9 protein-coding genes and 1 pseudogene are annotated in these 26,292 nt (G+C 37.0%); 2 read left to right on the forward strand and 8 right to left on the reverse strand.

Annotation, left to right across the window (positions count from 1 at the left end):
* A pseudogene (locus tag ABW636_RS22600) lies at positions 1-104 on the forward strand (IS982 family transposase); the annotation flags it as partial.
* Between the two features lie 50 nt (positions 105-154).
* Positions 155-307: a hypothetical protein gene (locus ABW636_RS20360; RefSeq protein WP_367591932.1), complete on the forward strand. Its 153-nt coding sequence runs from the start codon at positions 155-157 to the stop codon at positions 305-307.
* A gap of 117 nt (positions 308-424) precedes the next feature.
* Here the strand turns inward: ABW636_RS20360 and ABW636_RS20365 are convergent, their stop codons facing one another.
* From ABW636_RS20365 to ABW636_RS20400, 8 genes are all read right to left on the reverse strand, one after another.
* The gene (locus ABW636_RS20365; RefSeq protein ID WP_367591933.1) at positions 425-1,117 is read right to left on the reverse strand and encodes a fibronectin type III domain-containing protein; all 693 of its coding nucleotides are present in this window, start codon (positions 1,115-1,117) and stop codon (positions 425-427) included.
* Between the two features lie 12 nt (positions 1,118-1,129).
* Complete coding sequence (locus ABW636_RS20370; RefSeq protein WP_367591934.1) at positions 1,130-4,357, reverse strand: T9SS type A sorting domain-containing protein; 3,228 nt, start codon at positions 4,355-4,357, stop codon at positions 1,130-1,132.
* A 211-nt stretch (positions 4,358-4,568) separates the two neighbouring features.
* Positions 4,569-5,264 (reverse strand): fibronectin type III domain-containing protein, encoded by a 696-nt coding sequence (locus ABW636_RS20375; protein WP_367591935.1) that lies wholly within the window; start codon positions 5,262-5,264, stop codon positions 4,569-4,571.
* Positions 5,261-13,582: an MBG domain-containing protein gene (locus ABW636_RS20380; RefSeq protein ID WP_367591937.1), complete on the reverse strand. Its 8,322-nt coding sequence runs from the start codon at positions 13,580-13,582 to the stop codon at positions 5,261-5,263. The genes ABW636_RS20375 and ABW636_RS20380 overlap by 4 nt, the downstream gene beginning before the upstream one ends.
* A 490-nt stretch (positions 13,583-14,072) precedes the next feature.
* On the reverse strand, positions 14,073-15,683 hold the full coding sequence (locus ABW636_RS20385) for a tetratricopeptide repeat protein (RefSeq protein WP_367591938.1): 1,611 nt from the start codon (positions 15,681-15,683) through the stop codon (positions 14,073-14,075).
* A 279-nt stretch (positions 15,684-15,962) separates the two neighbouring features.
* Entirely contained in the window at positions 15,963-16,412 is a 450-nt protein-coding gene (locus ABW636_RS20390) for a T9SS type A sorting domain-containing protein (protein WP_367591939.1), read from the reverse strand.
* A gap of 148 nt (positions 16,413-16,560) precedes the next feature.
* Positions 16,561-19,641 (reverse strand): DUF8740 domain-containing protein, encoded by a 3,081-nt coding sequence (locus ABW636_RS20395; RefSeq protein ID WP_367591940.1) that lies wholly within the window; start codon positions 19,639-19,641, stop codon positions 16,561-16,563.
* A 147-nt stretch (positions 19,642-19,788) separates the two neighbouring features.
* Entirely contained in the window at positions 19,789-26,067 is a 6,279-nt protein-coding gene (locus tag ABW636_RS20400; RefSeq protein WP_367591941.1) for an FG-GAP-like repeat-containing protein, read from the reverse strand.
* Positions 26,068-26,292 lie beyond the last annotated feature (225 nt).

Raw genomic sequence — 26,292 nt, forward strand, 5'->3', positions numbered from 1 at the left:
TCCTTAGCAATATAATATCTGGACTTATTGCTTATAGTTTCTTACCTAAAAAACCACAAATCAAATTTCAAAACCGAATTTCTAACCAAATTTGCCTATTTTAAGAATCGAACTCAGGTTTTTAAAGTTACTTACTCATAAATATTTATACATTATGAAAACACAAGACAAAAGAACAAGCAAACAAAATTCGCTAGACATGTTTTCTTCACTTTTAATCACAAACCCAATAAGTATTTACGGTAGCGAAAGTTCATGTGATTTTGAACTCTCCAGAGAAACCGACACTAAAGGTCGACCTTCTTAGGAAAATAAAAAAAACAGCCACCTAAATATAGATGGCTGTTTTTATTATAAGAAAGTATATACAGTTATTCTGCCCCTTTATTTTATGAATAACTTATAAAACTCTTTTTTTCTTCTTCTAATTGGTATCAAAACTCCATATCTGACTTATGGTAACTCCCTGATTAGTATCCTTGGCTACCACCCTCCAGTAATAAGTTTTATTAGCAGCGATCGTAACATCATAAAATGACGCTACTGTATTGTCTGCTACTAATGCAGGAGGGTTGGTTTCGCCAAAGTATACATCATATGTCAAAGCATCTTCGTCTGCATCTGTTGCACTCCAACCTAACGTTATATTACTTCCAGATATATTTTGTTCATGAGAAGGTGTTATCACCGAAGAAATTACTGGTAGTGTATTTACGATAGCTATCGGCTCTGTAAAAAATGACTGCACAATAGAATATGGACTCTCATAGCCTTTTTTATCACGAGCCTTTACTCTCCAGAAATAAGCGGTTTCATTTTCTAATGTAAAAGCAAAACTGTTATCTGTAGTAGATGCATTAAAGAGTACTTCTTTAAAATCATTTGTTTTGGCAATTTCTACACTATAGGTATAAGGCCCTCCAAAAACCGAGTACGAGTTATCCCACTTAAACTCCAAATCAAAATTTGTACAAATTAGGTTGTCTGTGGGGTATTTTAGTATCGGTATTTCTAATACTAAATCACTATCGTTAAAAGGAAAATCTACCGCTAAAAATTCCTCATTATCACAAGAAAAAAATAGTGCGGCTAAAATGGTTATATATAAATATCTCATGGTTTTCTTTATTTATTTTTTAATAATTCTCATGGTTTTTGAAGTGTCTTGATTTAGGGTAATAAAATAGATCCCAGCAGATAAGCTTTGCATAGGCAATTCTATTTTATTTGCTATTACAGGATGTACTCCAAGAGACACACTTACTCCTAATGCGTTATGAACTTCTACTGTCATAGTATCACTATTCACATCTGGAATACTGAACGTTACATTGGCATTGGTAGGGTTAGGATATACAGCTACATTCTGTAATTGGTCTAATACTAGAGATAATTTTCCTTGACAGGTAACTTTAGAAAACACATTTACAACTCCTTCATTTTTTACATCGACTGTAAAACTTTTAGAATTATATTGTCCAATTTCTTTATCATTAACTGTCACTATATAAGGTGCTGTACCCGACTCGATATCTATAAAAATTTGATTTTTTGATGTACTCTTTGTTATTTTCCCGAGTAGTGATGATGATGCATCGATAGTGAATTCATAGCATTTCTCACAGTCAGAAGTTCCATCTACGGTAATACATATCATATAGGTTCCAGGAGCTAGGTCACCCACTGTAAGGTTCGAATTAAAAGGATAGGTTTCCCCATTAATTGATGCTATATAATTTAAATGTTCGCTGGCTGTAATCTGTATATTTCCATTATTCTTACCTACACAGGTCTCACTAAATGCTTGTAACTGGAAATTGTCATCTGGCAAATCCATATACGGACAATCCGCAGTAACTCTTACGGTTGCAGTCTTTATCGATGTATTTCCATTCACATCTATTGCAGTAATGGTCACGGTATTATCTCCGGTACTGGTCCAACCAAAAGTACTAGGTGTAACCTCTAGCGTATCAATCCCACAATTTTCTGCCACAGCCGATGTAGGTATAAATGCTACATAATCATTGGTAGCTCCCCATTGTGTAGCATTACGACCTGGTACAGGTATCGCAGCGGTACCGTCTATATTTTCTAATCCTTGTGTTTTATCATCACCGGTCAAAGGAATATTCGTAGTATGAATTTCGATACGATTCGTTCCTTCAAATAGTTTTACTTGTGTGGTAGTGATATCATTAGAATCATCTATATGAGTCACACTATCCCAGTCCATAATCAGGATTCGATTAGGTGCATCTCCAATAGTTGCATAACGCATGGTTCCACCACTTTCCGGATCTATATCGTTCCAGTCAAAAGCGATTAAATTATTAGGTTCACTAGTATCTGGCAAGGTTTGTCCATTACAACAACCATCTTCTCCTTCATCAGAGAAGGTAATAAACCCATTAGACGAAATATAGAACTCGGTATATAGATACCCATAAAATGCAAATTCAAAACCAATAGGCAAGGCTGGTGTTAACTCATCATCATCTAATACCACTTGAGTACCATTTGCACTAATATCTACTCTATCTAGGGTTCCTGTAGTTTCTACGGTATAATCACGAGCCAAAGCATCTGGACCTATTAAATCATTCACATCTACAGTTGCGGTTCCATTGGCATCTAACATCACCGTATGATCTTTGGTGGTAAATTGTGGTGCCATGGTATCATTTACGGTTACATCATACGTACATGTCGAAGTACCTCCGTTATTATCTGGAATATCATAGGTAAATGTAGTTGTGCTACCTACGGCTAGTAGTGTACCACTGGCCGGCCCTGCTGTAATATTACTGGCACATGGATAATTATATACTGCACCACATGCATTTGAATCAGCATCTAATACGAGATCCCCCGGGCAAGAAGGCATGGTTATGGTTACTGTTGTAGTACAACTCACACGATTTCTACCATTATCATATACCGTTATACTGATCGAATTATCTCCCAAATCAGAACAACTAAAACTAGAAGGACTTATTCTTACTCTACTTATACTACAATTATCGGTAAAACTTGTTAATATATCTTCTTGCGTAAGGGTAGCAGTACCGGTTGCATCTAATTCTAAAGTAAAAGGTGCAACACATTCTATTACAGGATCTGTATTATCTTCTACGAATACTGCAACAACTCTTGTACTGGTAGCACCGTTGTCATCTGTAGCCGTTAACTGAATTGGACTTATGCCAGTATCTTCACAAGTAAAATTGGTTTTGCTTAGACTTAAAGTCGCACTGCCACAATCATCTGCAACACTAGCGTTCAAATCTGCCAATGTAAGTGTTGCCATTCCGGTTATTGGATCTAATTCAATAGTTGCAGAACCATCGGTTGTAATTACCGGTGGAGAATCTACTATGGTAACAGTTACATCGATGCTAGCCGCATTATTAGCAGCATCGGTAGCGATTAGTTGTATGGTATTGGCTCCTATATGAGAGCAATCAAAATTGGCTTGACTCAAGCTTAAATTAGCAGTACCACAATTATCTGTGGCTCCATAACCAAAACTAGTTGGATCTACAGTTGCATTACCGTTGGTATCTAAGGTAACTGTAAGGCTTGAGGTTGGTGCAAAAGGAGATGCATCCCCACGTACCCATACTCTATGAATGGTACTGTTGTTATTAAGTCCAAAATCATCAACCTCCCAACGATTTCCTAATCCTCGAACTCCCCAATGGTAAGTACCACCTACATAAAAAGGGAAATCAGTCAGTGCAAAGTCTCCTTTACTACTAAAAAAACCATTAAGACTACTTCCCGGAATATTGGCTGTATGGCCAGGAAGAATGTTAAATCTTCCTCTTAACCCGCTAAAACTACCAATTCCTGTTTTTACATAATTTACAGCATTAGCATAATTGGTTTTAAAACTAATCACTCGACTATGCCCTGAAGTTTCTGCATAAAATCGCATTTCTTCAAAATCAATAGCTGCTGCCAGTTGATTACCCATATGTCCCCAATTGGCCGTTGCAGCCTCATCATCTCCTAGGGTAGACGATCCTAATAAAGGTAGGTCTGTGTTTCTTACTTGTAACGCAGAATTGTCTCCTGCCAAATGCACATAATTAAGAATCATTAGCCAACCACCACCATCGGTATCATTGTCTAACACTCCTTGAAAGGTGTTTCCGTTAAAATTAAAATAATACGTACCACTAGGCACACTACCTACTGTTGCAGGTAATAAGTTTCTAAAAGGGTTAGATAAAGTTCCGTCTTGAGTCGTACCCAAAACCGGTGGTGTGGTATCTTGTCCTGGGCCGCATTGCGCTTGTAACCCATATACAGACAAAGTCAATATCCATAAAAACAGTACTAGTTTTTTCATAGTAATAAGGGGGTATTTAATTAGTTATCTTTTATACTATACAGTTAAATTAGGGTTGACCCTATTTATTTTTTGTTTACACAGTAAATTTTCTGTACCAGTTAGCATCAACTTATTACAAGTTAAGGCTCCCAACAACTGATCGTGTTAGTATTTAGAAGTACTAAAAACCAATCACTAGGAGCCACTCAGATAACTAACCGTATTATTCTTAATTCGTTTTAAAATTCCATATTGGACTAATGGCAATTCCTTGCTTCGTATCTTTGGCAACAATTTTCCAATAGTAAGTACTATTAGAGGCTACAGCAACATCATAAGTTGTTGTAGTGATATCCTGAGCTACTAAGGTTGGAGGAGTACTATTTCCAAAATACACATCATAGACTATAGGATCTCCATCGGGGTCTGCCGCACTCCAATCCAATGTTACCATTCCTCCTGAAACACTACTTCCTTTTTGTGGGCTGTTGATCGCCGGTTGATTAGGAATATGATTTACCACAGCATTGGGCTCTGTAAAAAATGAATGAACCATAGAATAACCACTGTCGGCTTGCTTACTATCAATAGCTTTAACACGCCAGTAATAGGTTTTTCCTTTTTGCATGGTAAACATACGTGAGGTTTTGGTGGTAAAAATTGTAACTAAACCTGTTGTAAAGGAGGCATCTAACGCAACATCTACCTGGTATGCCAAAACATCATTATTGGCATCAGAAGATTCCTCCCAACTAAACTCCAGATTGGTATGGGTACAGGTCTGCTTATCTGCCGGAAATACCAGATTAGGTATTTCGGGGACAGTATTCGTACTATCTGGATTGGGTACTGTATCAGAAAACTCGTCTTTTTTACAAGAAAACAGTACCCCAAAACTTATTATAGTGATCAATAATATTCTCATTCTTTTATAATTTTAATTATTTCTGAAGATTCACTTACCTGTACAAAGTATACTCCTGCCTGCATTGCAGACATTGGTATAATTACCTTATTATCTATTACAGCATATGTTTTAGTTAATACATGTGTACCTAACATATTATGAATAGTCACAGCAATTGTACTTCTTCCTTCTGGAATAGTTAGGGTGATATCAGACTGTGTTGGGTTTGGATATGCACTTATACCAGCATTGGAGACAATGCTTTTTAATAACTTCCCTTCACAAGCTATACTAGAGGTAACCTCAACAGTATCTCCGTTTTTGGCTGATACCGAAAAGCTATTGGTAGCATAGGTTCCTATAACTTCATCATTGATCATGACCGTATATGGTGCTGTACCTGATTCTATATGTACCTGTACCTCTTTAGCAACTATACCAGAAATTATTTCTGTTTTACCTGCTAGTACAGAAGCTGCCTCAATCACTGCCTCAAAACAACGTTCGCAATTGCTAAAACCATCGATAGCAATACATATTGGATAAGTTCCTGGTGTTAGATTATCTACAGTAAGTGCAGTTGTAAAACTATATGCCTGACCATTAATGTTAGTGGTATAGTTTTGAGAACTTACTGCTGTTATACTGATACTTCCGTTATTTTTATCAGTACAAGTCTCACTTACTGTCTGTATCTGGAAATTATTTGCAGACAGATTTACAAGAGGACAAGCTTCTACCACGGTCAATGATTGTAAAACATCGGTTGCCACATTCCAGTTGGTATCTCCTGCTTGCGAAGCTGTAATCGTAGTAGTTCCCAATCCGACAATACTTACCACATTTCCTGTAACCGTTGCCACAGTTGGATCTGAACTTGTATAGGTAACTCCCAGTCCAGAAGATGCGGTAGCCGTAAGGTTAAAATCTGCATCATCGATAGTTACGTTTGGCAATGCATTAAAAGTAATTGTCTGATCTCCTTTGTTTACCGTTAGTAACTGTGGTACATCTACAGCATCGGCATACGTAGCGTTTCCTGCCTGTGAGGCAGTTATCGTAGTTGTACCGACTCCCACAATAGTAACTGTATTTCCTGATATCGTAGCTACTGCTGTGTTAGAACTTACATAAGTAATTGGGTTACCAGAAGCGCCTCCTGTAGCTGTTAAAGCAAAATTAGCATCCCCATAAGTACGATCTGTTAACGTACCAAAGGTAATTATCTGTGGGATTTTATTGGTAATATTTAAAGTACCCGCTACAAAAGTTAGATTATAATTACTATTTACACTTAACGTGCCTTGATTAATAGCATAATTACCCAATGTTTCTCCTGCAACTCTAGTTAAGCTACCAGTAACCGTATCAGAAAACTGTAGGGCTCCAGACGTAACCTGATGCGTAAACGTTGGATCAGCTGATCCAATAACTTTTATTTGATCATCGGCTGTAATCGTTATTGCTCTTTGCCCTATAGTTAAGTCATCACCGACATAACTTATAGCATAATTCCTACCTGCACTAAGTGTGCCTTGATTAATAGCATAGGCTCCTACAGACTCTCCGGTTACACGAGTTAGACTTCCTGTAAAAGTATCACTAAACTGCAATGCACCGTTGGTTACCTGATAACTTAAGTTTGGATCTGCATCTCCATAAATTTTATGCTGTACATCTGCCGTTACTTCGATCGCGCGAGCTGTAATATCAAGACTTACAGATCCTCCATTAGTAAATGTTATGGAGTAAGAAGACTCCCCTCCATTAGTAGAAGTAAATCGAGCAGACAACCCTCTTATTTGATATCTTCCTATATTTTCACCTGGAGTTCTAAATGTTCCATAAGTTTCTAAGGTATCGTCAAAAGCTAATGATCCTTGTGTAATAATATATGGCCAGGTTAAATCTGGATCTGCATCTCCATAGGTTTTTGAAATAGGAGCGACCGGGATTACTCTAATGAATCGATAATTAATAAATAAATTACCCGGTACAAATGTAAGGTTGTAGTTGCCACCCAATGATAAAGTACCTTGATTAATAGCATAGTTTCCTTGTGCTTGTCCAGCTGCTCTATCCAAAGTTCCTGTAAAGGCATCACTACCAACCAAACTTCCGTTAGTAATTTGATAGGTAAATGCTGGATCTGCATCACCGTAGATTTTTGTTTTGGCATCGGCAGTCACTTCAATGGTTCTTTTACCAATGGTTAAGTTATTCGATACAAATGTTATTGTATAGTTTCCGCCTGCGGTAATCATTCCTTGTTGGATCGCATAAGCTCCTATAGTTTCTCCCGCTACTCTAGTTAAATTTCCTGTAAAGGCATCACTACCAATTAAGTTTCCACTGGTAATTTGATAAGTCAACACAGGGTCGGAATCTCCGTATTGCTTATTTAACGCATCGGCAGTAATTTCGATGGCTCTTCGCCCAATCGTTAGATCATTACCAACATATGTTATGGTATAATTACTCCCAGCGGATAACGTTCCTTGATTAATACCATAAGTACCTACGTCTTCTCCCGCTACACGAGTTAAACTTCCTGAGAACGTATCACTAAACTGTAATGCTCCATTGGTCACTTGATAACTCAAGGTTGGGTCAGCATCACCATAAGTTTTGGCTTGTACATCTGCCGTTACTTCAATAGCACGAGGAAGAATCTCTAAATATGTTGATCTCGGAAACATAAAAGTAATTTGATATGAAGAACCACCACCATTTGTAGAAGTGATATCAGCACTTAGACCTGATCGGAAAAAGTAATTTCCAACATCTTCTCCAGACTCTCTAAAGTTACCAAACACTTCTATTGTATCATCAAAAGCCAACGAACCTAGATTAAGTACATAAGGTACAGAAAACACTGGGTCAGGATTCCCATACGTTTTTTGAACTGTTGCTGTTGGTAAAATTCGAATAAATCTATAATCGATATATAAATTACCTGGTACAAAAGTAAGGTTGTAATTAGCTCCTAGTGATAAAGTACCTTGATTAACAGCATAGTTTCCTTGTGCTTGTCCAGTTACTCTAGCTAATGCTCCTGTAAAGCTATCACTACCCGCTAAACTACCACTAGTAATAGTATAAGTAAATGTAGGATCTGCATCTCCATAAATTTTCGTTTTGGCATCGGCAGTAACCTCTATAGCTCTTTGGCTAATGGTTAAATCATCAGATACAAATGTTAGAGTATAATTAGCACCAGCCGATAGTGTTCCTTGTTGAATGGCATGGGTTCCTACATTTTCGCCGGTCGCTCTGGTCAAACTTCCTGTAAAGGTATCACTACCTTGTAACGCTCCACTAGTAATTTGATACGTCAATATAGGATCAGCATCTCCATAAGTTTTCGACTTGGCATCGGCAGTGATTTCGATAGTTCTTGTTGTAATTTCAAAAGTATCAGATACAAAATTCACATTATAGTTTCCAGTTGTAGCATCTAAAGCACCTTGATTAATAGCATAGGTTCCCGCATTTTCTCCTGCTGCTCTAGCTAAATTTCCTGATAAAGCAAATGTGTTAAAATTATAAACTGTTCCTGTCGGATTATTATTAACAGGTAATGGTGTAGGTGTATATGTTAATACTGGATCTGTAGCTCCATACACTTTAGACTGATTCGTATTGGCTGTAACGGTAACCTCTCTTGGTACAATTTCTAAAGATACATACGGGTATGTATAATTATAATTAGGATGTATTTCATACGGAGTTGTTCCTTCTTCAGTAACTCTAGCTCCGTTAGTATATATTCCAACATTTCTCGGAATACCAGTAAATACTCCTTCAAAGTATTCAACTCTAAACCCTCCTCCCGTAGGAGTTAGTGTACTACTATCATCTCCATTTACAAACCCTGTAACATTCAATGGTACTGTTCCTGATTGATCTAAAAGTAAACCGTATTCAATACTAGTTACTACCGGTGTTACTTCTAAATCTTTCTTATTAACTACCAATACTTGTGGAACAGTAGTAGCAGCATTATAATTAGCATCTCCTACTTGACTCGCTGTAATTGTTGTAGTACCTGCTCCTATAATAGTCACTGTATTTCCAGAAACGGTAGCTACCGCTGTATTAGAACTTGTAAAACTTACTGCCAAGCTTGATGAAGCCGTAGCGGTTAAATTAAAATCAACATCTCCATAAGTTACCGCTGTTAAAGCTGCAAAAGTAATTGCTTGGTCTGCTTTATTAATCGTTAAGGTTTCATTAGAAGTTCCTTGATAGTTAGTATCATTTATAGTCGCAACCACTGCGTAGTTACCAGTATCTGTTGGCACTGTTGTTCCTCCATCATAGGTAACATCTACTGTTAACCCATTTGGTATTGTGTTTACTGATACTGGTTTTGTAGTACCATCATACGTTTGTGCAAGATCATTAATTGTTACGGCAGCTGTTGCTTTAGTAATTGTTAATGTTTCTGTAGTACTTCCTTGATAGTTAGGATCATTAATGGTTGCCACCACGGTATAATCACCTGCGCTGGTTGGCACTGTTGTTCCTCCATCATAGGTAACATCTACTGTTAGACCAATCGGATTTGTAGTTACCGAAACAGGCTTAGCACCACCATCATAGGTTTGTGTTAAATCATTAATAGTAACAGTTGCTGTTCTCTTTGTAATTTCAAAATTGTTAGAAACAAATGACAGGTCATAATTAGCACTTAAGGCTAATGTTCCTTGTGTAATAGGATATGTCCCAACGGTTTCTCCTGTATTTCTGCTAAGCGCACCTGTAAATGTATCGCTACCTACCAGATTTCCATTGGTAATACTATAAGCAAATACGGGGTCACTTGCTCCTTGTTCTTTTGATTGACCAGTATCTGCCGTCACTTCTATACTTCTTTTACCAACTGTTAGATCCTGCGTTACATCTAATGCTGGATCATATACGACATCTCCTGCTTGGCTAGCTGTAATCCTAGTAGTACCGTTACCAACAATAGTAACCGTACTCCCAGAAATTGTAGCTACCGAGGTATCTGAACTCACATAACTAACAGGCAAACCTGAATCTGAAGTTGCGGTAAGATTAAAAGTAGTATCCCCGTATGTTTTTGTTGCTAAAGCTCCAAAAGTTATACTTTGTGGTAATGTTCCTGTTCTAATTACAGTTACCGTTACATCTTTTGTGGTAGCCAGATATCCTGGATCTTCTATAGAAGAAGATCGTAATGTTACTGTTCCCGGTACCATTCCTGCAGTAAATATGTTCCCCGAAATTGTAGATCCGGTACCTCCGTCATCTACAATACTGTATGTTGTTGGCGTCCCAAATGCATTTATTGACTCTTGGATCGTTTTACTTTCTTCTGCATCTATTGAGAAATCAAATAGATTATGTGCTGCAAATACCTTAGGCGTAAGAGCTCCATTATAAAATAGGGTTGAATAATACCCTACTGTCTCTCCATAATTAGCATCAGCTGCTTGTGTAACTTCTATAATAATCGATCCTGCAACATTATTAACGTTTAATAAATTTCCTGTAATAGAATACCCAAGATCTGGTCCTATAATACTAAAAGAATACGCTCCAGTAGAATTTGAACCCAAAGTAGTGGTCATATCTAATGTTACGATACCTGAATTTACTTGATACCCAATAAAACCTGATAAGGTAGCTCGTGGGTTATCTATTGTAAGTATCATCGTTTTAACCGCACTTTGATGCGTTGCTGTTGCTTCTTGAGAAGCTTTGACAATAACCACTCCAGAGCTACCTCCAACCGTTACTGTCTCATTATTAGTTCCGCTTAAGGTAGTCCCTGTTCCTCCATCATCAATAATCTGATAACTAATTGCTCCGGTAGAATCTGATGTTCCATTCAAATTGAAATTTGCATCGCCTACATTTACAGTTACATTATCAAAAGTAATTGTTGGAGTTACCAAAGATCCATTATTAACTATTGAAAATTCATGCCCTGTTTGCTGATAGCTATTACGGAAATATGGAGCTCCAGAATCTGTATATGCATAAATAGTGAAATAGTAAGTTGTATTAGGTGTTAATCCTGTAATTACCTGATTAGGTGTTATAGAACTCCCAACATACACGACTTGCTCTCCTCCCTTATAATCGGCATCAGGTGTGGGTATAGGGCCTCTAAAACTATGAGGTGTAAAACTATTCGTTGTGTTTATCTTTACAATATATCCTTTAGGGTTTCCATTAGTGCTAACAGCTGGAGCCGAAAATGATGCAAGGGTAAAAGCAGTTCCTGTAAAATTATTTATAGTAGCATTTGAAGCAAGATTTGTTGTTACTCCTGCCGTATACGTAGAGATAGCATCTGAAGTATTTGAAAAATAATAGATTCCTGAACACTCTTTATAAGAATATATTTTAAAGAAATACTGAGTATTAGGCAATAAGTTATGTCCTGTAAAGGCTTGTCCCTCGGGAAATGCTCCTGCCAAAATTACCTGTTCTCCAGAACCACTATAATTTACATCTGCTGTTGGTAAGGTATTTAAAGAACCCGTTATATCTGAAAATGAATTCTCTCTATTCATTTTTACAATCTGTCCTTCTACACCAACCGGTACGTTTGAGATAATAGGGGAAACTCTATTTTCCCAATGCAAATCTGTTCTAAACGAATTTAATTCTGAATTCCCTGTGGGTGTTCCACATGTAGTGATAGCAACAGATGTGCTTCCTATGGCTTCAAAATAATCTGTACCTGCACAGGTGTTATATGCATATACTTTTACATAATAGGTTGTAACTTCTGCTAAACTTGTAATCGATATATTTGGTGATGCTGATGTACCAACATATACTACCTGTTCACCACCAGTTACTGTATTGTAAACTGTATTTGAAGAAGCTGGTGCACCTGTAGGCACTGTAAAAGAATCTGTATCGCTTACCTTAACTACATATGCCAACGTTCCTTGTGATGTATTAGAAGGTGGTGTAAATGAACTAATATCCATTGTTGCGGTTCCTGTTACATTTGCATTTACACCTGTTACTGCCGATGATGGTGCTGCACATACATAATTGGTAGTAACTACCGTAGAACCTGTGGTTTCAAAATTATATGTACCACCACATAAATCGTAGGTATATACTTTTACATAATAGTTTGTATTGATCTGTAAACCTGTAATCACTTGATTAATATCATCTGTGGTTCCTGCTACACTTCCTACTGCACCTGTGTACACTACTTGTTCTCCTGTTTTACCAGAATAGTCTGCAGAAGCAGTTGGGATAGTGGTTCCGCTAAGTGGTGCTGTAAAACTATTAGTATCGCTAATTTTTACTAAATACCCCATAGAAGTATCTGCTCCTGCTGGTCTTCCTAAAGTATTTATAGTTGCGGTCGTTGGTGATGTTGGTGATACCGAATTTACCGATCCCGTACCTGGTACTGTACCTGGACAAGTAGTTACCGCTACAGGTGTTCCCGTATTATTATAATTGATATATCCCTGACAATTGCTATAGGTGTATACTTTATAATAATACGTTGTATTTCGTTGTAAATTGGTCATGCTCATAGCCGACTGAATCGCTCCGTTATCAGTACCTACGTACACAATATGCTCTCCCGAACCACTATATAAATTTGTAGCTGCTTCTATTGGTAAGGCCTGATCCTGAATATAATGATCGGTAAAATCTGTAAAAGAATTAGTTGCAGAGAACTTAACAATATAATAACGATCGTCAAATGTATCTACTCTTAAGTTAGGTAAAGTTACATCGGTATCATTTACCTGTAAAGGAGTTATTACCGGTACAGTAAGCTCATAACAATAAGGGAATTGTATTGACGGATTAAATGGTATCGAATAATTAATAGGAGTTGCAGAAGTTGTAAACACCTCTAATGCATAATAGTTATTACTAATCCCACCGCCATTTAGGTTATTTTGATAATTGAGTGCTACTTCATAATAAAGAATACCCGGGTTTGGAGAGGATTTTAAAGTGCCGACTACAGAACCTGATACTCCCCAATTACCACCAGTATACTCCCATACTCTAAAATCTACACTAGAAGGGCTACCAACATAGTTGGTATGTACCAATAATTTTATTTGTGTTGCTTGATCAGATTTTCTGGAAACTACCCAAAAATCAGAATCTGAAGAAGAAACAGTTCCTTCAAAATTCCCAGGACCAAACTTTCGAACTTGAGAACTTGCTAAGGCATTACCGATAGTATTGTTGTTTTCTACCTCGGTATAGGTCTGCGCTATGGCATTTGCTCCTAGCGCCAAAAAGAAAAGTAGCAAAACCAACTTTTCTTTTAAGATTTTAAATAGTTGATAGTAATATTTCATAGGTATAGGGGTTTTTTAGGTATTAAAAGTGATTATAAATGAATCTATAAGATCTTCTATGCAATGGTATCATTGAGATACATTGTCAGATTGATATATGGGTTGATTTACTACTTCATTAATAAGTAGCTATAGAATAGACATGATTCGAAAAGCATCTTTTGATATATATGCAATGGAATATTTAAACTGAAGAAGTATTTTTTTTTCATAAACCTGGGGCTTTATTAGTTATTGATATTTTGTATCTCTTTTAATTAATACAGGTAACATCTGCTTAACCCTATTTATTTTTTGAAAATATTTTTTGTAACAAGACTAAAAGCATATGTAATTGATCACAATAATATGACCATTCATCGATTATTTAAGTAAAATGAGGTATACAAAAAGGGATACAATTATCCCTAAAAACACTCATTACCAGTATTTTAATAAAAAAGCAGTTGATTTATAGAAGACATTGAATCAAATAGGGAAGATTTACATTTTATCGCCTCTCGATAAAATCAATGAGATCAATTTCTTTAGGAATATTTAATTTCTTTTTAAGACGATATCTTGTTACCATAACACTTTTGGGCGCAATCCCAAGAATGGTGGAGATATCACTATTCTTTAAATTCAGTTTTTCTAATGCTAATAAACGTTCTTCAGATTCTGTAAACTGAAAACCTTTGCTCTTTAGGTTGATTAAAAAATAAGGATACACCAATGTAAATTTTTGCTTAAACAATAACCAATCCTCTTTAGTTAATATTCTGGAGTTAGATAATTCTAGCAGATTCTCGATAGGTAGTTTTTCATCCATTTTTTCTTTTAGTTGCTCTAATTCTGTGGACAAAATCTCTTGCTCTTTACTTTTTTCTAATAGACGTTGCGTATATACTGTTAATTCCTGTCTACTTTTTTCTAATGCTACGAGAGCGGCTTCTTCTCTATTTTTATGGATTCGATTTCTAAAGTAAGCTATAATGCCACCACCAATAAGTGTCGTTAAAAACAGGGTTAAATACAAATATTTTTTTGATTCTTCGGACTTGGTCATTAAAGCCAATTCTCGTTTTTCTGTTACAAACTTCAAACTATCTATAGCTTGTTGCTTCTTAAACGCAAAAGTGACTTCTAACTTTGCCAGTTTCTTAGCTTCTTCTACATCATTACGTTTTTTTAATAGCTTGTGATAGGTAACATATGCCTTATAACTTTCTTTATAGTTACCTAAAGCTTTATAACTTCTGCTCAAGGCCTGGTATCTAAACGGTAATACGGCATCACTTTTAAGTGCTTCACATATTTCAATTGCTTCTTTTAGATATGAAATGCCTTTTTTAGGTTGGCCAACTTTGGTATAGTGAACTCCCAAAGCATATAAACCAGACTCCAAGCCTATTTTATTATTGTTTTTTTTGTGGAGGGCTATCGCCTTTAGTAAATAAAACAAATTACCTTCAAAATCATTAAAACGTCTTAGGATACTTGCATAATTAGCATATATGGCAGCCTTTTGATAATCTGTACCTATCAAATCAACAAGACGAATAGATTTATCATAATACTTCATAGCGTTGACGGTATCTTTTTTTACGCCATATGCCGACCCAAACGAGCTGTATATCTCTAGTAACTGCCCAGTTTGTTTATATTTTTCTGCAACCTGTTCTGCTTTCTTAAGTTGTTTTATACCATCGTCCATAGAGTTTATTACAGAAATCCACGCTATCGCTTTTTGGTGATACGATATCGCTAACAAAGAGTCTAACCCTTCTGCATGTTTTATATCTATACTTTTTTGCGCTAATAGTGCAGCTTCATCAAAATTATGCTCTCTACGCTCATAATAGCTTAGAAAATGATAAGCATCTGCCTTTTTTTTATTAAAGTATTTCTTTTTCGACCCTCGAGGAGCTACCAAACTATCTATATACTGTACAAGCTGATAGAGATATTTTTTAGCTTCATGAGGTTGGCGATCCGAATTTTCTTTGGCTAACCTATATAATTGCTCGACCTTCAGACTGTCTTGAGTATCGACATACTCTGATTTCTGTTGTCCCTGTGCCAGAGAAAATATCATTATAATACATAGAGTAAGTCTCATACTCAAAATCATCAAAATTGTTTATACCGGTTATTCTAGTAAAAAGAAGTGATCGATAACCAATCATTTGGTATATCATCATCCTTTTGACCTTTTATGATATACAGTTTTGTGTTACTATACCCTACTTTTAATTTGAACTGGTTTAAACTTTATCAAAAAGCTCCCTTTACAAACTATATTTTGCTATTTGGAATAGATTAGATAGCAAAAAAACACCCGCCGAAGCGGGTGATTAAAAAATAACCAGTCAACAAAACTACTTTTCCCCTCTGTAGTTTATTTTTTTACAATTCTTTTGATGATCATTTTTGATATAGTTTCTATTTGAGCCATATATACTCCTGACGACAAATGAGAAATATCAAAACTATTTTGATTACTCGTAAATACCCATTGCCCGGTTATGCTATATAAATTGATTTCTTTTACTCCTTCTCCTTCTATGATGACCCATCCCGAAGTTGGGTTGGGATATAATGAAAAAGTTGTTGGTGTATCAGGTTCTGTGGTGATCACCATATATGATGGTTGGTGAAACCCTTGTGTCAAAACAGAACTTTCATTATTGATGGTAGTGATTGCAATTTCACCTATCGTAAAATCTAATGTTACCTGATCGTTCATCAATGTCATTCCTGATGATGCAATCACCTGGCGTTCTATGCCTTGAGCTTGCAACTGCATGATCGTAAGTAAGACTATTGTAATAAGTATATATTTTTTCATTGGTAATTCTATATTAACTAACATGAGATAAATGTCTTTAAGAATACAACTAAATCATGTTCTTATGTCAGTCTGAGCCTATCGAAGATTACACTTCGACAAGCTCAGTGTGACAATTTATTTCTATTTTATCATACAATTAACCTTCTTAAAATCGACTAATCAGATATCCACTAAATCCACTTTCGCTATGTAAACTCCAGCTTGTATCGGTACTCGATTGTACATTTACATGTACCTTCTCTCCTGCATTTAGTTTCATTACACCGCTAACTGTAAGAGTGTGGAAATCGGTGCCTGCATCTCCTTTGCTTATGGCGTGCATTCCGTTATCCAGGCTTAGTTTATTCTGAATTCCTAGTAACAATCTAAAATCTCCCGAGTTCACTCCATCAAAGCGTACTTGTGCCGAGAAGAAATACAATCCGTTTACAGGAGCGGTAAACGTTCCTGAAGCTTCATCAAAATGATTTCCACTATCATGTAAATTGGTAAGTGTTGCATCACTGGTTCTCCAGCTTGGTACTCTAAAGAAGTTACCCGCACCAGATAATACTAGTGTACCGGTTAAATCCGCAGAAAAACTAGGTAGGTTTGTTACCGTTAGGGCAGGTGTAGTTACCGAGCTGGCAGATACGTCGTTTGTCCAGCTATGGTTACCACTACCATCGGTAGTCAATAAGCTATTAGCTGTACCTCCTGTTGGTAGTTCAATTTCATTGGTTGGGTCATTATCAGCATCATTTACCGCATCGGTTACCCAACTATAGTTACCACTACCATCGGTACGCAATATCTGACCGTTAGTTCCTCCTACGGGTAATTCGATTTCATTAGTAGAATCTACATCACCATCATTCACATTATCATTTACCCAACTATAATTACCGCTACCATCGGTACGTAATATCTGTCCATTTGATCCTCCTACGGGTAATTCGATCTCATTGGTAGTGCTATTATCCAAGATTACTTCATCACTATCCAGCCATTGTACTCCTAATGCAGAAACTCCTAAAATTTGTCCGTTGGTTCCTCCAGAAGGAAGTGTATTTCCAGAAGACGCATTAGACCATGATACATTACCCGCTCCATCGGTTGTCATAATTTGATTAGCTGTTCCATCTTGCGCTGGTAGCGTATAACCTGCACCAGCTCCTTTATTATCTCCATCAATTGTTAAAGAACCATTTAACTGCGTATTCCCGTTTTTACGCATCACCAACGCATTAGTTCTATTTCCATCACTAAGCCCATTACCTATAATAAATAAAGGATCTGTAGCAATGTAAGCTGCATCGTTTCCGTTTACAAACTCACTAAACAACCCAATGGTATATTGCCCATAACTGGTAGATTGTGTTCCTCGTCCTATACCAACGGCATAATTACCAGAAGTACTATTATCTGCTCCTAATGAAATAGAAGCAAAACGAGAAGATAAATTATTATACCCAGCAGAAAAAGCATTTTCTCCTCCTGAGTTATTATAGCTTCCAAAAGCTACCGCAGCCGTTCCTTGCACAAGATTTCCTCGTCCAAAAGCTGCAGAAAACGTTCCCACGTTGGGATCATCCCAATCTCCTGTAAATCCATCTGAAGCCACAGCACTACCTGCTCTAAAAGCTCCTTTACTTTTATCAAAATACATTCTGATATTATCTGAGGCATTGTTTTGTATATCGTTAAGTTGCGAACTTCCAAACACAAAGTCATCTGTAGCAATTGTGCCAGAGGTATTACTGGTGATATTATTTGTAGTACTAAATGCTCCTTGTGCGTCAGTCACCCAACTATAGTTTCCACTACCATCGGTTCGTAGTATTTGCCCATTAGTACCGCCTGTTGGCAATTCTATCTCATTGGTAGCATCGGTATCACCATCATCAACCTGATCGGTTACCCAACTATAGCTGCCAGAACCATCAGTTACTAAAACCTGACCAGTCGTTCCTCCTGTTGGTAATTCTATTTCATTGGTAGCATCGGCATCTGCGTCATTTACTTTATCAGTTACCCAACTGTAGTTGCCAAAACCATCGGTTACTAAAACCTGACCATTCGTTCCTCCTGTTGGTAATTCAATCTCATTGGTAGCGTCAGCATCGGCATCCTCTACTTTATCGGTTACCCAACTATAGTTACCAGATCCATCGGTTACTAAAACTTGTCCATTAGCTCCACCTGTTGGTAATTCTATTTCATTAGTAGCATCAGCATCAGCGTCATCTACTTTATCGGTTACCCAACTGTAATTACCAGAACCATCAGTTACTAAAACTTGTCCGTTGGTTCCTCCCGTAGGTAATTCAATCTCATTGGTAGCATCAGCATCAGCATCATCTACTTTATCGGTTACCCAACTGTAGTTACCAGACCCATCGGTTACTAAAACCTGACCATTCGTTCCTCCTGTTGGTAATTCAATCTCGTTGGTAGCATCGGCATCGGCATCATCTACTTTATCGGTTACCCAACTATAATTACCAGAGCCATCGGTTACTAAAATCTGACCATTCGTTCCTCCTGTTGGTAATTCAATCTCGTTGGTAGCATCGGCATCGGCATCATCTACTTTATCGGTTACCCAACTATAATTACCAGAGCCATCGGTTACTAAAACCTGACCATTCGTTCCTCCTATTGGTAATTCGATCTCGTTGGTAGCATCGGCATCGGCATCATCTACTTTATCGGTTACCCAACTATAATTACCAGAGCCATCAGTTACTAAAACTTGTCCGTTAGCTCCTCCTATTGGTAATTCTATTTCATTTAATGGGTCAGCATCTGGTCCGTTTGTGGCATAATTAGCATAAGGTACAGATTGTAACTGTGTCGCTCCTAAAATCTGATAAGTAGAACCACCTGTACTGTCTATGGCTACTTGAAGCCAATAATTTTGTGTACTCCAATCTATATCCATAAAATTATCCTGGGTTGTTCCTGTGCCCACTGCCAAAGCAATGATACCTTGCCCATTTGAGGTTATCGTATGTGTTTCTTCATATATATTGGCACCCGTTGCACTATTTTGAAGTAAGGTAATTTGCACCCCAATCTCTTGATTTGCTATTGGGTTTCCTTGTGCATCTCGAACTGCTGCCTGATAATTAAACGATTGTTGAGCATAACTTTGTTGTGATAAGATAACTATTATCAGATATAAAATCCATCTTAGATATTTTAGTCGTTCTTTGTTTACTAAACTAGGGTAATTTTGAACCATAATAGGGCTGCTTATTATTAATGTTTTGATATTTTGATGCCATATTACTTATGGCATCATATCATATACAGTTAAGTTTTTAGATACCCTATTTTATTTTTCGTAATTCTAATAAGGTTCTAAAAATCCAATTGGTATCCAATCGGTTTATCTATTCTTTATCATGATTTGTTTGTATTCTACGCCTTTGGATCCTAAGTTGGCTTTTATCCAATACATACCGGTCGGGTATTGATCTACAGGAATACGCTGCCCGACAAATTCTTTGGGATAACTTTGTATTTTTCGTCCTGAAGTATCATAGACTTCAAAGAAATCCATATCCTTTGATCCTATGATTATGAAATGATCTATTGCCGGATTGGGGTATATTTCAAAAATAAACTCATCTCGTTCCTGTACAATTACCTTTCTTGTTACTTCAGATCGATTTCCAGAAGGATCAGTGGCACTATATCGAATGATGTATTCTCCTAATTCACTCTGATACTCTGAGTTATCTATATTAACAGAAGACCCATCGTCTGTAACGGCACTTAATTCTTCATAAGGATCTCCCAGAAAAATGATTTGAGGATCATCTCCTAATAACGTAATGACCGGCGGGGTTATATCTACCACAGTGATTACAGTGGTACAGCTACTCATATTGCCTCCATGGTCGGTCACTGTTAATATTATTGTATGCGCTCCCAGATCATCGAGTGTGAATAGTTGTCGATCTATGCTCAAACTTGCCAGATTACATTCATCTATAGATCCTAAATCGATATCCTGAGGAGAAAGCACAGCATTACCTGTAGCATCCAGAGGTACGGTAAAGGGAGCTACACAAGTAGCCACAGGAGCAATCGTATCTACAACGGTTACTATAGTCGAACAGGTATTTACATTTCCTGAGGCATCAGTAATGGTAAGGGTTACGATATTATCTCCAACAGTAGTACAATCAAAAGTAGTTGTATCAATACTCATTGAAGCCACACCGCAATTATCAGTATTACCAATATCGATATCAGAAGTAGTAATAACGGCATTGCCAGTAGCATCTAATGGTAACGTAAATGGCGCTACACAATTCACCATAGGGACAATCCTATCTTCAACGGTTACAATAGCAGTATTAGCATCTGAATTGCCATTAACATCAGTTACTGTTAAGGTCACTGTATTTACTCCAACATGAGTACAATCAAATGACGTTACATCCAAACTCATCGATTGAATCCCACAGTTATCTGAAGAACCATTATCAATTTGAGCAGGTGTGATACTCGCATTTCCTGTAGTATCTAACTGTACCGTGATGTTTTGTGTAACTACGCTTGGTGCAATGTTATCTTCTACTGTGACTGTAGCGGTATTAGTATCTGTATTTCCATTGACATCTGTTACGGTTAAAGTAACTGTATTTATTCCTACATGGGTACAATCGAAAGTAGTAGTGTCTAGACTCATCGATTGGATTCCGCATGCATCTGAGGAACGATCATCGATCTGCGCTGGCGTGATACTTACATTTCCTGAAGCATCTAGTTGCACTGTAATATCTTGCGTGATTACACTTGGCGCAATGTTATCTTCTACAGTTACTGTAGCGGTATTGGTATCCGAGTTTCCATTCACGTCTGTTACTGTTAACGTCACTGTATTTGTTCCGACCATAGTACAATCAAAAGCAGTTGTATCTATACTCATCGATTGAATCCCACAGGCATCTGATGAACCATTATCAATTTGTGCAGGTGTGATACTTGCATTTCCTGAAGCATCTAACTGTACGGTGATATCTTGAGTAACTACACTTGGTGCAATGTTATCTTCTATGGTTACTGTAGCAGTATTAGTATCCGAATTTCCATTGATATCGGTTACGGTTAAAGTAACTGTGTTTGCTCCAACATGAGTGCAATCAAAAGATGTTATATCTAAACTCATCGATTGGATTCCGCAGTTATCTGAAGAACCATTATCGATTTGAGCTGAAGTAATACTAGCATTTCCTGTCACGTCCAATTGTATAATAATATCTTGAGTAACTACTGTTGGTTTAGTTGTATCTACAGTACTAAAACTCCCTTCGGCAGAAAAAGCTGATCCCGCAAAACTATGGTCTATGGCCTGTACTTTAAAGGTGTAATTAGCAGTACAAGCAACAGTCAATTTATATAGGTAACTGGTACCTTGTCCTACATTACCTATAGCAGGAAGTTTACGCCACCCGTCATTTTCTTGTGCCATTGGACTAACTATGTATGCTGAGCTTATCGAAGCATCTTTTATATATACATTATAACTTAATCCACTACCAGGAGTTTCTGTATCGGTACTAGCTGTCCAGTTTAAGGTTACGGTATCTCCATTTACCACAGCAGTTGGATTTGTTGGTGCTGTAGGTGCTGTATTTGCAGTTGCAATATTGTTAGTGAATATTTTTGAAAAGAAAGAACTGTTTGTAACCCCTGCCAATGCGATATCTAAATCTCCATCATTATCATAATCGCCCCAAACGGCATCACTAACCACTAAGCCTGGTAAGTCATTAGTGATAAGGTGAGTAAAAACACCCGCAGTATTTGTATATATTCTGGTTGAGGCACTACCCCCAGAACCTGTTAATAATATATCTAAATCGCCATCATTATCATAATCGCCCCAAGCTATAGAACCTTCTTGCACCCCTAATAAATTGGCAGTTGCAAGTTCGGTAAAGCTTCCTGCTGTATTGGTGTATATTTTTGTCACTCTAGCGCTTCCTGTGTATCCAGACAATAAAACATCTAAATCTCCATCATTATCATAATCGCCCCAAGCTGTTGAACTGTAGGATACTCCAGTCAAATTCGCTGAGGTAAGTTCTGTAAAAACTCCATTGGTATTGGTATAGATTTTTGATATATCTAAACTCCCTGTATATCCTGTTAATAGTATATCTAAATCTCCATCATTATCATAATCGCCCCAATCTACCGAACCGCTACTTAATCTTGGGAAACTAGCAGTAGCGAGTTCTGTAAAAGTTCCTGCATCATTGGTAAATATTTTAGAAATACCTCCCGTTAAGAATATATCCAAATCTCCATCATTATCATAATCGCCCCAAGCTACATCTCCAAAAGCGATTCCTGGCAAGTTAGCAGTTGCTAACTCTGTAAAACTCCCTCCATTATTCGTATATATTTTTGCTACATTTATATTGCCAGCAGCTAAACCAGTTAAGAGTATATCTAAATCTCCATCGTTATCATAATCGCCCCATGCTACAGCTCCTGATTGTACTCCTATCAAATTTGCCGTAGCTAATGCTGTAAAAGTTCCGTTAGTATTCGTATAGATTGTTGAAATAGGATCGGTAGATACGGAAATTGATTTTTTACCGGTTACTAATAGATCTAAATCCCCATCGTTATCATAATCACCCCAGGCTACAGCACTTTGAAAAACGTTCGTTAAATTGGCAGTACCCAATTCTATAAACTTTCTTAAATCTACAATACTAAAAGTACCTTCTGTAGAAAATTCTGAGCCAGCAAAACTGTGGTCAATAGCCTGTATTTTAAAAGTAAAATCTTTGTTTGTATTACGATACTCTTCGGGCAATTTCCATATATAAGAAGTGTTTTGTTGTGCATTACCTATAGCTGGTAACTTTCTCCATCCATCATTTTCCTGTGCCATTGGAGATTTTACATACGCAGGAGATCCTACCGGACTCTCTTTTATAAACACATTATAACTTAATCCACTACTAGGTGTTTCTGCATCGGTACTGGCTGTCCAGCTTAAGGTTACTTCATTTCCATTTACCAAAGCCGTTGGATTCGTAGGTGCTGTAGGTGGTGTATTAGAAATAAGCGTATTATTAGTATATATTTTTGAAAAACCTACCCCAAGAGACTTATCTCCAGACACTAATATATCCAAATCTCCATCATTATCGTAATCACCCCAAGTAGCATTACCATTAAATCCACTAGTTAAACTTGCAGAAATTAATTCAGAAAAAACACCTGAATTATTGGTATATATCTTAGTAATAGGAATACCACTATTTAATCCAAAGAGTAACACATCTAAGTCGCCATCATTATCATAATCGCCCCAAGCAACTGAGCTGTATTGAACTCCCGGTAAATTCGCAGTAACCAATTCTGTAAAAGTACCTGCATTGTTGGTATATATTTTTGAAACTGTAGTACTTCCTGTAAGCCCTGCCATTAAAATATCCAAATCGCCATCATTATCATAATCGCCCCAAGCTACATGACTATAAGATACCCCTGTTAAATTTGCCGAAGTAAGTTCTGTAAAAACTCCATTAGTATTGGTATATATTTTTGATACATCTGTACTCCCGGTATATCCTGTTAATAAAATATCTAAATCGCCATCACTATCATAATCGCCCCATGTGGCAAAGCTATCACTAACCCCTAATAAATTTGCAGTAGCAAGTTCTGAAAAGACTCCATTATCATTTGTATAAATTTCTGATTTAGATGGTCTTGTTATTAAAACATCTAAATCGCCATCATTATCATAATCCCCCCAGACTACTGAACCACCCGCAACGTTTGGTAAATTGGCACCAGTATCTTCAGTAAAAACTCCATTAGTGTTGGTATATATTTTTGTTATTCCTGAAAAACTACCTGTAGAACCCGTTATTAATACATCCAAATCCCCATCATTATCATAATCTCCCCAGGCTCCCTTACTGTAATTCAAACCTTGTAAATTAGCCGAAGTAAGCTCTGTAAAAGTCCCATTATTATTCGTATATATTTTAGAGTATGCATTAAGTGTTGCTGGTGAATCCTGCCCTATTAAAAGTATATCCAAATCTCCGTCGTTATCATAATCTCCCCATGATACTGAACTATTAAGCAAATCCATTAAGTTTGCAGTATTAAGTTCAGTAAACGGTCTTAAATCTACACTAAAAGTACCCTCGGCAGAAAACGCAGAACCTGCAAAACTATGATCAATAGCTTGTACTTTAAAAGTAAAGTTAGTATTTGAACCATGATATTGCTGTGGTAGTTTCCAGGTGTATGAAGTATTTTGTTGTGCATTGCCCAAAACAGGGAGTTTACGCCAACCATTATTTTCTTGTGCCAATGGTATTATAGCATACACAGGTGATCCTACTGGTGCTTCTTTTATATATACGTTATAACTTAAACCATTACTAAGTGTTTCTGCATCGGTACTTGCTGTCCAACTTAAGGTAACCTCGTCTTTATTTACAATTGCTGTTGGAGTAGTAGGTGCAGTAGGAACTGTATTGGGGGTAACTGTATTGTTGGTAAATATTTTTGAGGTTGTAGGAAATTCTCCCGTTACTAATATATCTAAATCCCCATCATTATCATAATCTCCCCAAACAGAACAACCAAATGCAACGCCTGGTAAATTTGCCGTAGCAAGCTCAGTAAAAGTACCTGCCGTATTGGTGTATATTTTTGAAATGTTTCCACTTGGTGTCCAGCCATTCAACAAAACATCTAAATCTCCATCATTGTCATAATCTCCCCAACTTGCAGCACCAACATTAACTCCTGTTAAGTTTGCAGTGGCAAGTTCGGCAAAAGTCCCTGCTGTATTGGTGTATATTTTCGAAATACTTGTGTTCACCCCCTCAATACCGGTTAATACAATATCCAAATCCCCATCATTATCATAATCTCCCCAAGCTACAGAACTAAAAGATACTTGTGCCAAATTCGCTGTTGCTAGTTCGGTAAAGGTTCCTGTCGTATTGGTATATATTTTCGAAATCCCTACACTTCCTGTATACCCAGTTAGCAAAATATCTAGATCTCCATCATTATCATAGTCTCCCCAAGCTACTGCACTATCTGTTACTGCTGTTAAGTTTGCTGTGGCTAGTTCTGTAAAAATTCCTGCTGTATTGGTATATATCTTTGAAACTCCCGTACTTCCTGTATTTCCTGTTAATAGGATATCCAAATCCCCATCATTATCATAATCGCCCCAAGCTACAGCACCATAATGTACTCCGGTTAAATTTGCTGTAGCTAGTTCTGTAAAAGTTCCTGCTGTATTGGTGTATATTTTTGAAATGGGTGTACTTCCTGTCAAGCCAGTCAATAGTATGTCTAAATCTCCATCGTTATCATAATCCCCCCAGGCTACAGCACTATTATTTACTCCTGTTAAGTTTGCTGTAGCAAGCTCGGTAAACGTTCCTGCTGTATTGGTATATACTTTTGATACTCTAGGACTTCCTGCCCTACCAGTTAATAATACATCTAAGTCTCCATCATTGTCATAATCTCCCCAAGCTACATCACTTTGAGTTACATCGGTTAAATTTGCTGTAGCGAGTTCGCTAAATGTTTGCGCATAGGTATAAACATTGATCAATAATACTAAAAAAGGGAATAGTAGTTTTTTCATCATACAAGGGGCATTTATACCATTTACACTTTGAATTTACCGTAATAAAATACTCTTTTTCGTTTCTGTTTCAGAATAAAAAAGAACCGTAACTACTGCTATGCTTATTTTTTCTTCTTCTCATAAACAAAAAATAGCTCATTTTCTTTAACAGTAAATTCAAAGTATAACTGGTATTATTATTATTTTGAGATACTATCTTATTTATTTCTATATGTTATACAGTTA

Source organism: Aquimarina discodermiae (assembly GCF_040786235.1).
In the GTDB taxonomy this organism is placed as follows: domain Bacteria; phylum Bacteroidota; class Bacteroidia; order Flavobacteriales; family Flavobacteriaceae; genus Aquimarina.

Excerpts from the sequence above, each read along its gene's own strand:
- ABW636_RS20395 (WP_367591940.1), bottom strand. The coding sequence starts at position 19,641 with ATGGTTCAAAATTACCCTAGTTTAGTAAACAAAGAACGACTAAAATAT.
- ABW636_RS20400 (WP_367591941.1), bottom strand. The coding sequence starts at position 26,067 with ATGATGAAAAAACTACTATTCCCTTTTTTAGTATTATTGATCAATGTT.
- ABW636_RS20380 (WP_367591937.1), bottom strand. The coding sequence starts at position 13,582 with ATGAAATATTACTATCAACTATTTAAAATCTTAAAAGAAAAGTTGGTT.
- ABW636_RS20375 (WP_367591935.1), bottom strand. The coding sequence starts at position 5,264 with ATGAGAATATTATTGATCACTATAATAAGTTTTGGGGTACTGTTTTCT.
- ABW636_RS20360 (WP_367591932.1), top strand. The coding sequence starts at position 155 with ATGAAAACACAAGACAAAAGAACAAGCAAACAAAATTCGCTAGACATG.
- ABW636_RS20390 (WP_367591939.1), bottom strand. The coding sequence starts at position 16,412 with ATGAAAAAATATATACTTATTACAATAGTCTTACTTACGATCATGCAG.
- ABW636_RS20370 (WP_367591934.1), bottom strand. The coding sequence starts at position 4,357 with ATGAAAAAACTAGTACTGTTTTTATGGATATTGACTTTGTCTGTATAT.
- ABW636_RS20365 (WP_367591933.1), bottom strand. The coding sequence starts at position 1,117 with ATGAGATATTTATATATAACCATTTTAGCCGCACTATTTTTTTCTTGT.
- ABW636_RS20385 (WP_367591938.1), bottom strand. The coding sequence starts at position 15,683 with ATGAGACTTACTCTATGTATTATAATGATATTTTCTCTGGCACAGGGA.